The 10126-nt window shown below is 66.3% G+C and carries 11 protein-coding genes; 2 read left to right on the top strand and 9 right to left on the bottom strand.

Features of this window, described 5'->3' with window-relative positions; translation table 11 throughout:
- Positions 1-130: 130 nt before the first annotated feature.
- The 5 genes from L1892_RS16750 to L1892_RS16770 form a co-directional block, all read right to left on the bottom strand.
- Positions 131-1186, bottom strand: a complete 1056-nt coding sequence (locus L1892_RS16750) for an alcohol dehydrogenase catalytic domain-containing protein (RefSeq protein ID WP_235724748.1) — start codon at positions 1184-1186, stop codon at positions 131-133.
- A 177-nt stretch (positions 1187-1363) separates the two neighbouring features.
- Complete coding sequence (locus L1892_RS16755) at positions 1364-1978, bottom strand: TetR/AcrR family transcriptional regulator (protein WP_235724749.1); 615 nt, start codon at positions 1976-1978, stop codon at positions 1364-1366.
- Positions 1979-2024: 46 nt separating this feature from the next.
- On the bottom strand, positions 2025-2645 hold the full coding sequence (locus L1892_RS16760; protein WP_235724750.1) for a nitroreductase family protein: 621 nt from the start codon (positions 2643-2645) through the stop codon (positions 2025-2027).
- Positions 2642-3064: an NUDIX hydrolase gene (locus L1892_RS16765; protein ID WP_235724752.1), complete on the bottom strand. Its 423-nt coding sequence runs from the start codon at positions 3062-3064 to the stop codon at positions 2642-2644. Before L1892_RS16765 ends, L1892_RS16760 begins: the two co-directional genes overlap by 4 nt.
- Entirely contained in the window at positions 3061-4491 is a 1431-nt protein-coding gene (locus L1892_RS16770) for a carboxyl transferase domain-containing protein (protein ID WP_235724753.1), read from the bottom strand. Before L1892_RS16770 ends, L1892_RS16765 begins: the two co-directional genes overlap by 4 nt.
- Positions 4492-4580: 89 nt before the next feature.
- Here L1892_RS16770 and L1892_RS16775 point away from each other — a divergent pair, with 89 nt between their 5' ends.
- On the top strand, positions 4581-5057 hold the full coding sequence (locus tag L1892_RS16775; protein ID WP_235724754.1) for an SRPBCC family protein: 477 nt from the start codon (positions 4581-4583) through the stop codon (positions 5055-5057).
- Here the strand turns inward: L1892_RS16775 and L1892_RS16780 are convergent.
- The 4 genes from L1892_RS16780 to sucC all read right to left on the bottom strand — a co-directional run bounded on the left by L1892_RS16780 (position 5045) and on the right by sucC (position 8377).
- Positions 5045-5521, bottom strand: a complete 477-nt coding sequence (locus tag L1892_RS16780; protein WP_235724755.1) for an RDD family protein — start codon at positions 5519-5521, stop codon at positions 5045-5047. The two genes, L1892_RS16775 and L1892_RS16780, sit on opposite strands and share 13 nt — an antisense overlap.
- Positions 5514-6209, bottom strand: a complete 696-nt coding sequence (locus L1892_RS16785; RefSeq protein ID WP_235724757.1) for a hypothetical protein — start codon at positions 6207-6209, stop codon at positions 5514-5516. Before L1892_RS16785 ends, L1892_RS16780 begins: the two co-directional genes overlap by 8 nt.
- A 103-nt stretch (positions 6210-6312) precedes the next feature.
- Positions 6313-7203 (bottom strand): succinate--CoA ligase subunit alpha, encoded by an 891-nt coding sequence (gene sucD, locus L1892_RS16790; protein ID WP_235724758.1) that lies wholly within the window; start codon positions 7201-7203, stop codon positions 6313-6315.
- 10 nt (positions 7204-7213) lie between these two features.
- Positions 7214-8377, bottom strand: a complete 1164-nt coding sequence (gene sucC / locus L1892_RS16795; protein WP_235724759.1) for an ADP-forming succinate--CoA ligase subunit beta — start codon at positions 8375-8377, stop codon at positions 7214-7216.
- A 417-nt stretch (positions 8378-8794) separates the two neighbouring features.
- Between sucC and L1892_RS16800 the strand changes: the two genes are divergently transcribed.
- The gene (locus L1892_RS16800) at positions 8795-9910 is read left to right on the top strand and encodes a M23 family metallopeptidase (protein ID WP_372475147.1); all 1116 of its coding nucleotides are present in this window, start codon (positions 8795-8797) and stop codon (positions 9908-9910) included.
- Positions 9911-10126: the final 216 nt, after the last annotated feature.

The raw sequence follows: 10126 nt of genomic DNA on the forward strand, positions 1-10126 counted from the left end.
ACCCCATCAGACTCACGAGGCTCGGCCATACTCACCCCCCGAACTGACCGCTCCGAACGTATGTTCGAGAGTAACCCTTGTCGAAGGATCGCGCAACCACTCGGGCGAATTGGCGCATCGAGATTGCGATTCAAGCCCGCGAGATGATCACCTTCAACGCATGCTCGTCGGCCGCGTTCGAAAAGGTCTCGTAGGCAGCATCGATCTCATCGAAGGTGAATCGGTGGGTGATGAACTTCTCCGGTTGGATCTCGCCCCGTTGGATCCGCTCGAGCAATTCGGGAGCGGTGGTGGCGTTCACCAGCCCGGTGGTGATGGTCAAGTTGTTGATCCAATCGCGTTCGATGGGAAAGTTCACGCTCTCACCGTGGACGCCGACGTTGGCCACGTGACCGCCCGGCCGGACGCTGTCGAGCGCCAGAGTGAAGGTGGCCGGTATCCCGACAGCCTCGATCGACACGTCGACGCCGAGTCCATCGCGACTGAGTTCCTTGAGCTTGGCTACGACGTCGTCTCCCGCATTGACGTCGATGGTGTCGGTGGCTCCGAAGTCCCTGGACTGTTCCAGCCGAAACTTGTTGCCGTCCACCGCGATGACTTTGGACGCACCTTGGGCCGATGCCGTCATTACCGCAGCCAGACCCACCGGTCCGACACCGACCACGGCGACCACATCACCCTTCTTGACCGCGCCGTAGAGAACACCGATCTCGAATCCGGTCGGCAGGATGTCGCTGAGCATCGTCCCCTGTTCTGCGGAGACGCCATCCGGAAGCGGGATGAGTCCGTTGTCGGCAAAGGGGACTCGGACGTACTCGGCTTGCGTTCCGTCGATCAGATGGCCGAAGATCCAGCCGATCCCGCCGACCGTCTGACAGTGCGAGGTCATCCCGGAACGGCAGTACTCACAGGTCCCACATTTGGTGACGCACGAGATGATCACCCGATCTCCGACCTTGACCTTGCTGCAGTCAGGACCGACCTCGGTGACCACGCCGACGCCCTCATGGCCCAGGACACGTCCAGCGGTGACCGCGGGGACATCGCCTTTGAGAATGTGCAGATCGGTACCGCAGATCGTGGTGGTCTCCATGCGTACGACGGCGTCGGTCGGGTCGATCACCGTCGGGTCCGGAACGCCTTCCCAGGCTTTCTGCCCAGGGCCGTGATACACGAGCGCCTTCATGTCGGGGTCCTCCGTCGTGGTCGAGGCGCGCAATAGTGCACGCAGTCCCACGATTGCGCTCGGATCCGGAAGCCGCACGGGATTCGCGCTGTCGTCTCATATTGCGACGGTTGCAGGGTCCCGGCCGTTCGCCGAACAGCAAGCCCGACCTGGCCCACGCACACCACGAGACGACCGCTACGCCAACAACGCCGACCATGCCATCGTCGTCAGCACCGATCGCAGATCGTCGGCCCCGAATGCCGGCAACCGCGGCGATGAGTTCAGCAGCCCGAACGTCGCGTGGACTCGTACCCGCGCCTCCGCCCGGGTCAGATCCACGCCACGTTCGCCGGCGAGCGCGAGCAGCACGTCCACCCACTGTTCGACGTAGCGACGTTGCAGTGACCGCACCTGGTGGTTCGCGGAGTCGGTCATCGATGTGAGATCTCGGTCCTGCACGGTGATCAGGTCCGGTTTGGTCACCAAGACGTCGATGTGGAAACCGATCAGGTCACGCAGCGTCTGGCCCGGTTCGGCGGCGCGGCCCACCACCTCCACACCCCCGTCGTGCAACCGCTGGCTGATGTCCACCAACATCTGATCGAGCAGGTCGGTCTTCGACGAGAAGTGCCGATACATGGCCGGGCCGCTGACACCCACGGCGCGTCCGATGTCCTCGAGGGTGACGCCGGCGAAACCGCGCTCGGCCATCAGCCGGGCCGCGGCCTCGAGGAGCTCGGCGCGGCGCGCGGCCTTCGCCTGACCTCGGCGCGTACGCGGAGGCTGCTCGGACGACGGGGACGTGGTCATGGTGACATCGGACTCTACCGCGCCCGAACTCACCGCGACCGTCCGCTCACCACCCGTTGATGTGCAGGATGTCGTCGAGCGGTTTCCGGCCGGCCGGTTTGAAGTCGGTGCCGGTGTAATAGGCGACCGGAAGCAGCACACCCTGGTGGATGTTCGCCGGTATACCCAGGATCTCGGCGACCTCTTTTTCGTAGACCAGGTGCAACGTGGTCCACGCCGAACCCAATCCGCGGGCACGCAACGCCAGCTGCAGACTCCACGCGCCCGGCAGCAACGACCCCCACAGGCCCGCCTGGTTGCCCTCGGGCAGCTCTCCTCCGCTGTAGATGGCGCCGATGACCAGAACCGGCACCTGCGCCATGGTGTCGGCGAGGTACTGGGCGCTCGACGCCACGCGGCGAGCGGTGTCGTCGCGGCGGGATTGGTTGGCGGAGTATGCGGCGAACGACTTCGCGTACAGGTCGGCGACCTTCTGCTTGAGCTCCGGATCGGTCAAGACGATCCAATGCCAGGTCTGACTGTTGCTGCCGGTTGGCGCCTGCAGCGCCACCTCCAGAGCCTCCTTGACGACTTCCAACGGTACCGGCCGCGCAAGGTCGAGACGTTTGCGCACCGACCGGGTGGTGGTGAGCAGCTCGTCGGGATTCAGGGGTAGCAGGTCGGTCATGTCGTCCTCTCCGTTGCGGCTGTGCGCATCAAACCATGTCGTTCGAGGTGCTCGATCAGTCCGGCGGTCAGCGGTAGCTCGCCGAGTTCGGCCACCGACACCCATCGTGCATCGGCCGCGTCGTCGCCGGCCTGCAACGTGCCCGCACGCACCTCGGCGACGAAGTCGTGCACCTCGAACACCACATCGTCGTCGGCGGGAATGTCGACCACCCAGGCCTTCTCGCCGACGTCGACGCGCAGGCCGGTCTCCTCGGCCACCTCGCGGGTGACGGCCGCGGATAGGGTCTCTCCGGGTTCCAGCTTGCCGCCCGGAACTGTCCACCGCCCAGCCTGCGGCGGGTGTCGCCGTTGCACCAGCAGCAACCGATCGTCGGCGTCCCAGACGATGGCGCCGACACCGACGATCCGGCGGGTCACCAGTCTGCTCCGGGTGTGCGGGTGCGCCGTCGCATCGACGGACGCGTGCGGGTGGCCAGCGCTTCGGCGACGACGCTTCGTAGTGCTCGGACACCGCTGTCGGCAGTGACGTCGACGATCCGATCGACGGTGCCGTTCGCAGACAATGCGGCAGCGGCGATGCCTTGGTGATCCGCGAGCTCGGCGGCGTGCACGGTGTCGTGGTGGACGATGACGCTCGCACCCTCGGGGGGTAGTGGCGACAGCCACGCGTCCGCGGCGGCTATCCGCGTATCCGCGGGGAACAACGCGAGGGCGGCCCCACCCGCTCCCTGCCCGAGCAGCACCGACACGGTCGGCACCGTGAGCTGCACCAATTCAGATGTGCAACGGGCGATCTCACCGGACAGTCCGCCTTGTTCCGCGTCAACCGACAACTCTGCGCCCGGGGTGTCGATGATCGTCACCACCGGCAACCGCAGATCAGCGGCCATCGCCATGCCGCGGCGAGCGACGCGCAGATCGGCCGGCCCGATGAGTTGCCCGGCCGCCTGACGCACCCGATCCTGCCCGACGACAACCGCTGTCCGACCGCCGAATCGACTCAGCGCCAGCCAGATCGGAGCATCACCGCGGAGCACCACCGAATGGTCGGGATCGAGGACCTCGGCGAGCCCGGGCCGTCCCGGCGACCGGGTGGCTACCACCGCAGACCAGGCGTCGGACATCGGCGGGTCGTCGGGCAGCGCGGACACGGGCTCGACGGCGACGGGTGCGAGCAGCGCCAGTAGCCGTCCCGCATGGCTGCCGAGCCTGTCCAATCCGAACACGGCGTCCACGAGTCCGTGTGCGAGAAGATTCTCCGACGTTTGCACCTCGGCCGGAAACGGCTCACCGTAGAGCCCCTCGTACACGCGCGGGCCCAGAAAGCCCACCAGCGCCGACGGCTGGGCCCACGTGATGTGGCCGAGCGAACCCCAGGAGGCGAACACACCTCCGGTCGTCGGATGACGTAGATACACCAGATAGGCGAGCCCGGCGGCCCTGTGCGCGTTGACCGCACCGGTGATCGCCACCATCTGCAGAAAGGCCGGGGTACCCTCCTGCATCCGGGTGCCGCCCGACGACGGCAGCGCGAGCACCGCAATCCGTTCCCGGGTCGCCCGTTCGACGGCAGCCACCACGCGCTGTCCCGCGGCCCGACCGATCGACCCGCCGAGGAATCCGAACTCGCTGATCACCATCGCCACGCGATGTCCGCCGATCAGACCGCAGCCGGTGACAACCGATTCGTCGACACCGGTTCGGTCCCGCGCGCGGTCACGTGCGGCTCCGTAGTCGGATTCGTCCGACCCCGGATCGGCTGGTCCGTCCCAGGACTGCCAGGTGCCCCGGTCGACAACGAGGTCGACCACTGTGCGGGTATCGACGCGGCGTTGGTCGGTCACGATTCCACCCTACGGGCGCGTCGACCGATGAACTCCCGCATCCCCCTCGGTCATACTGCATGCACCTACCCCCGAGCAGGAGAAACACCATGGGCGAGTACACCGTGACCCGGAACACGACGATCGCGGCGCTGCCAGATCGGATCTACCCGCTCCTCGTCGATCTGCATGAGTGGCAACGGTGGTCACCGTGGGAGGACCTCGATCCCGATTTGCACCGCGACTATTCAGGCGCCGACAGCGGAGTCGGTGCGAAGTATGCATGGTCGGGAAACCGCAAGGCGGGCAAAGGCACCATGGAGGTCATCGAGGTCACCGAACCCACGCGAGTGGCCGTGGCGGTGGCGTTCGAGAAGCCCATGTCATCGACCAGCACCAGCGTGTTCACTATGGCACCCCGGGGCGCCCAAACCGAGGTGACGTGGACAATGACCGGCCCGCACTCGATGTTCTCGCGCATCGCCGCACCGCTGGGACTGTTCGACCGGATGATCGGCAAGGATTTCGAGAAGGGGCTGGCCGCCTTGAAGTCCGTGGCCGAGGTGTCGGGCGGTCAGCGCGAATAGACCACGCGGGTGCGCAGAACCATGTCGGCCACCGATCGCCGCTCCGGATGCACTGCCACCCAGGCCAATCCGACGGCGAAGAACACGCATAGAAAGGCCCGCAGCAGCGCGGTGACCGGGCGCATGCGTCCCCCCTTACGCCCGACCACACGCAGACCCATCGCCACACACCCGAGAGTGCGTCCCGACACCGCCCAACACAGCGCCAGATAGCCGACCGACACGACGATGAAGCCGGTTGCGGTGAAGACCGCATTCGGTTGCGGGAACGCGAAATCGCGGATGCTGAACAGCAACCGCACCATGGCGTACCCGAGATAGGCGCTACTCAGAATCGCCAGCACCACCAGCAGATCCAACGTCGCAGCGACACCTCGACTGACGATGCCGGCGCTCTTGGTGGTGTCGTGGATCGCAGGCATGTGCGTGTGCCGAAGCGGTCCGACCCGATCGGTGTCACTCATCGGCGTGACTGCTCTGAGCTGCGTCGACGACGCGCCGCCGCAGGATGCGGCCCACCACGTTGGCGACCGCGTCGTCGGCGCGCTCGCTGGTGCTGCGCACGTCGGTCATCACATCCGCGGTCACCGACGTGGACGCCTCACGGATGATGTCGGGCAGATCGACACCGTCGATGATCTCATCGGCCAGCCCGATCATGTCCACCCGACCGAGGATGGCTTCGATGTCGATCCGCGCTGCAATGGCGTCGATGTCGAGCGTGGCCGCGATGGCGTCAAGGTCCACCAGGGCGACGGCGCCGTTCAGATCAAGGCGGTCACGGATCACGGCATCCAGGTCGACTCGATCCAGGATCGCCTCGATATCGAGGGCTGCGGCGACCTCGTTCAGGTCGACGTTGTCCCGAACCAACCCGGTCAGATCCATCTCGGCGATGATCGCGGACACCACGGCGACCACGATCGCCTTGCCGCGGTCGATCACCTTCGGCGCGAGCGCAAGTACGCGTTCGCCTTCGGCCTCGAGGCGATCGAGGCCGCGGCGGCCGGCAGACCCGATGACCGGAAGACGAAGCGCCGTACGCACCGCAGACCTCGACAGCCGGGCGGACATCGCGACCGCGCGAGCACCGACTGCCGCCGCGCCGAGGGCGAGCACGACCTCCCGCGGCACCTCGTTGTCTTCACCCACGGATGAATCGTAGTCGCCCGCAGGGACAGCGCACTGCACAAAACGAGGTGGCCGTCATCCCCCGGACGGGGACAACGGCCACCTCGTTGTCGAAAGCGTTACGTCACAGGCCCTGGTAGAGCTCCCGAGCCAGCTTGGCGGTCTCGCTCGGCGTCTTGCCGACCTTGACGCCGGCGGCCTCGAGGGCCTCCTTCTTGGCCTGCGCGGTGCCCGAACTGCCCGATACGATGGCGCCGGCGTGACCCATGGTCTTGCCCTCGGGCGCGGTGAAACCGGCAACGTAGCCGACGACCGGCTTGGAGACGTTGGCCTTGATGTAGTCGGCGGCGCGTTCTTCGGCATCGCCACCGATCTCACCGATCATCACAATGACCTTGGTGTCGGGGTCCTTCTCGAACGCCTCGATGGCGTCGATGTGGGTGGTGCCGATGACCGGGTCGCCGCCGATGCCGATGGCGGTGGAGAAGCCGATGTCACGCAGTTCGTACATCATCTGGTAGGTCAACGTGCCCGACTTGGACACCAGACCGATCGGGCCGGTGCCGGTGATGTTGTTCGGCGTGATGCCGACCAGCGATTCACCCGGCGTGATGATGCCCGGACAGTTGGGTCCGATGATGCGGGTCTTGTTGCCCTTGGACTGGTTGTAGGCCCAGGCGTAGGCGCTGTCCTGCACCGGGATTCCCTCGGTGATGACCACGAGCAGCGGGATCTCGGCGTCGATGGCCTCGATGATGGCGTCCTTGGCGAACTTCGGCGGCACGAAGGCGATCGACGTGTCGGCGCCGGTCTCCTTCATGGCCTCCGACACCGAACCGAACACCGGCAGCTCCACGCCGCCGTCGTGGCTGACGGTGGTGCCGGCCTTGCGGGCGTTGACGCCGCCGACGATGTTGGTGCCGGCCTTGAGCATCAGCGCGGTGTGCTTGGTGCCCTCACCGCCGGTGATGCCCTGGACGATGACCTTGTTGTCTTTGTTCAGAAAGATGGACATTCTGCTGCTCCTACTTGCTCGCCAGTTCGGCGGCCTTGTCGGCGCCGGAGTCCATGGTCTCGGCCAGCGTCACCAGCGGGTGGTTCGCGTCGGCCAGGATCTTGCGGCCCTCTTCGACCTTGTTGCCGTCCAGGCGGACGACCAGAGGCTTGTTCGCCTCGTCGCCGAGCTTGTTCAGTGCGCCGACGATGCCGTTGGCGACCGCGTCGCACGCGGTGATGCCGCCGAAGACGTTCACGAAGACGCTCTTGACCTGCTCGTCTCCCAGGATGACGTCGAGGCCCGCAGCCATCACCTCGGCCGAGGCGCCGCCGCCGATGTCGAGGAAGTTGGCGGGCTTGACACCCTGGTGAGCCTCACCGGCATAGGCGACGACGTCGAGGGTCGACATGACCAGACCCGCGCCGTTGCCGATGATGCCGACCTGGCCGTCGAGCTTGACGTAGTTGAGATCGTTCTCCTTGGCCTTGAGCTCGAGCGGGTCGGTGGCCTCTTTGTCCTCGAACGCTTCGTGGTCGGGCTGACGGAAGTCGGCGTTGGCGTCGAGGGTGACCTTGCCGTCCAGAGCGAGGATCTGGTCGTCGGGGGTGCGGACCAGTGGGTTGACCTCGACCAGGAGAGCGTCCTCGTTGATGAAGACCTCCCACAGCTTCTGGATGGTGACCGCTGCGGCGTCGAGCACCTCGGCGGGCAGTTTGCCGGCCTCGGCGATGCTGCGCGCGAACGCGAGGTCGACGCCCTTGACGGCGTCGACGGGGATGCGGGCGAGGGCGTCGGGGTTCTCCTCGGCGGTGACCTCGATCTCGACGCCACCCTCCACCGAGCACATGGCCAGGTAGGTGCGGTTGGTGCGGTCGAGCAGGAAGGAGATGTAGTATTCCTCGGCGATGTCACTCGCCTCTGCGACCAGCAGCTTCTTGACGACGTGGCCCTTGATGTCGAGGCCAAGGATCGACTCGGCGTTCGCGACGGCTTCGTCGACGTCCTTGGAGTACTTCACGCCGCCGGCCTTGCCACGGCCACCGACCTTGACCTGGGCCTTGACCATCACCGGCTTGCCGATTTCCTCGGCAATCTCACGTGCCCCGGCGACCGTGTCGGTAACGCGGCCGGCCGAGGTGGGCACCTCGTGCTTGGCGAAAAGTTCCTTCGCCTGGTATTCGAAGAGATCCATTCAGCTCACCATCTCGTAGATTTGTCCGCAGAAGGATGTAACACCGCAGGGGTGTTGTGCGGGCCATATCGGACTCTAAACCTGCCGCGTATGGGCTTTGTCGGCGCACCCACCGCTTGTGCGACAGATCACTCGGTCGGTCGGCGATCCGGCACCCTCATGACCCCTGCACCGACCTCGCCGCGAGGCCTGTGCTCTGATAGGTCGTCCGCCGATGGACCGACAGTGGGTACACGATGGCGAAGTCTGCCTTCGCGACACCTGAGCGCGCAGGGTTTTGTTGTGACCCGCCTCACAGAACACGGGGTTTTGGGCCCACACCGTTGGACTTGCCGCAATCATTTCGTTACCGTCGGCTGGCAGATCACAAAAGGATTACAGGCGGTAACGGGTAGTCCTCGCTAACAGAGAGATGAGGTGGACGATTTGACGGGACGTGGCTACTCCAGCCGGCCGGTCGCGACCACCGGGCACCCAACCGCCCGCGACGAGGACAACGGCACCGAGGTCACCACGATCATCCCGATCGATGAGTTCGCCGACGCCGCACCTGCGTGGGAGTCCACCGACGAGACCTGGGATTCGAGCACCTGGGACCGCTACTACCGCCCCACTCGCTCCGAGATCACCCAGGACATCCTGATCCCGGAGAGCGAGTTCGACGGCTACGAGTACGACGAGCCGTTCGACATGGAGGGCGCTCGCCCCGACACCTTCTCCCTCACCAGCACCGAGAGCGGCGAGCTGCCGCTACCGCTTTCCGACGGTGAGAAGCCGTTCCGTACCCGCCCGTCCTCCGGCGCGACGCGTAAGGGCGGCAAACACCGCATCAGCGCCCCGCCGACGGCCCTCAAGGGTGGGCGGGCCGCACTCATCGCGATGGCGGCAGGCGCTGCGGTCGCCGCCGTGGCGCAGGTGGGCTCCGCCGACAACGCCTCGGCTCCCGCACCCTCCAACACGGCCAACGTCGGCACCACCGGCCAGACACCCGACCTCGGGCCGGGCCTGGCCGCCACGACGCCGACCAAGGACCTGAGCACCTTCACCGACCAGCTGGCTGTCGGCGAGGCCCGCGCCGCCGCCGAGGCGAAAGCGGAGGCGCTCGCTCGTCGGCCGATGTTCGAATCACCCATCCCGCTCGGTGCCTACGACTTCACGTCCACCTTCGCGATGCGCTGGGGAACCTTCCACGGCGGCATCGACCTGGCCGCCCCGCTGGGTACTCCGATCCATGCCGTTACCGACGGCGTCGTCGTCGAGGCCGGGCCGGCCTCCGGTTACGGCAACTGGGTCCAGATCCGCGCCGACGACGGCACCATCACCATGTACGGCCACATGTCCTCGTCCGGGGTTCTGGTCCAGCCGGGCCAGCACGTCACCGCAGGCGACGTCATCGCGCTGGTCGGCAACGAAGGCTTCTCCACGGGCCCGCACGTTCACTTCGAGGTGTGGAAGAACGGCACCACCAAGATCGACCCCGCCCCCTGGCTCGCCCAGCACGGCGTCACGCTGTCCGGCTACACCGGCGGATAGTCGCCGCCCTCCCCCGGCTCCCCAACGCGCCCAGCACGGCAGCCGACAGAACCCAAGAATTCGCCGACAGAACCCTCCCCGAGTTTCCAGCGAAAGGCGGATTCAACCGGTCGCTGCAACAGGATCGGACGGGTCTGATCGTAGTAGCTCGTCGAGTTTGGCGGCGGGCGTGAGCCAGCCGTGTCGTTTGCGGGGTCGGGCGTTGAGTTCTGCGGC

The organism is Gordonia tangerina, from assembly GCF_021556435.1.
In the GTDB taxonomy this organism is placed as follows: domain Bacteria; phylum Actinomycetota; class Actinomycetes; order Mycobacteriales; family Mycobacteriaceae; genus Gordonia; species Gordonia tangerina.

Bases quoted from the DNA above. Each gene is read 5' to 3' on its own strand.
- L1892_RS16755 (WP_235724749.1), bottom strand. From the start codon at position 1,978: ATGACCACGTCCCCGTCGTCCGAGCAGCCTCCGCGTACGCGCCGAGGT.
- sucC (WP_235724759.1), bottom strand. From the start codon at position 8,377: ATGGATCTCTTCGAATACCAGGCGAAGGAACTTTTCGCCAAGCACGAG.
- sucD (WP_235724758.1), bottom strand. From the start codon at position 7,203: ATGTCCATCTTTCTGAACAAAGACAACAAGGTCATCGTCCAGGGCATC.
- L1892_RS16750 (WP_235724748.1), bottom strand. From the start codon at position 1,186: ATGAAGGCGCTCGTGTATCACGGCCCTGGGCAGAAAGCCTGGGAAGGC.
- L1892_RS16775 (WP_235724754.1), top strand. From the start codon at position 4,581: ATGGGCGAGTACACCGTGACCCGGAACACGACGATCGCGGCGCTGCCA.
- L1892_RS16780 (WP_235724755.1), bottom strand. From the start codon at position 5,521: ATGAGTGACACCGATCGGGTCGGACCGCTTCGGCACACGCACATGCCT.
- L1892_RS16760 (WP_235724750.1), bottom strand. From the start codon at position 2,645: ATGACCGACCTGCTACCCCTGAATCCCGACGAGCTGCTCACCACCACC.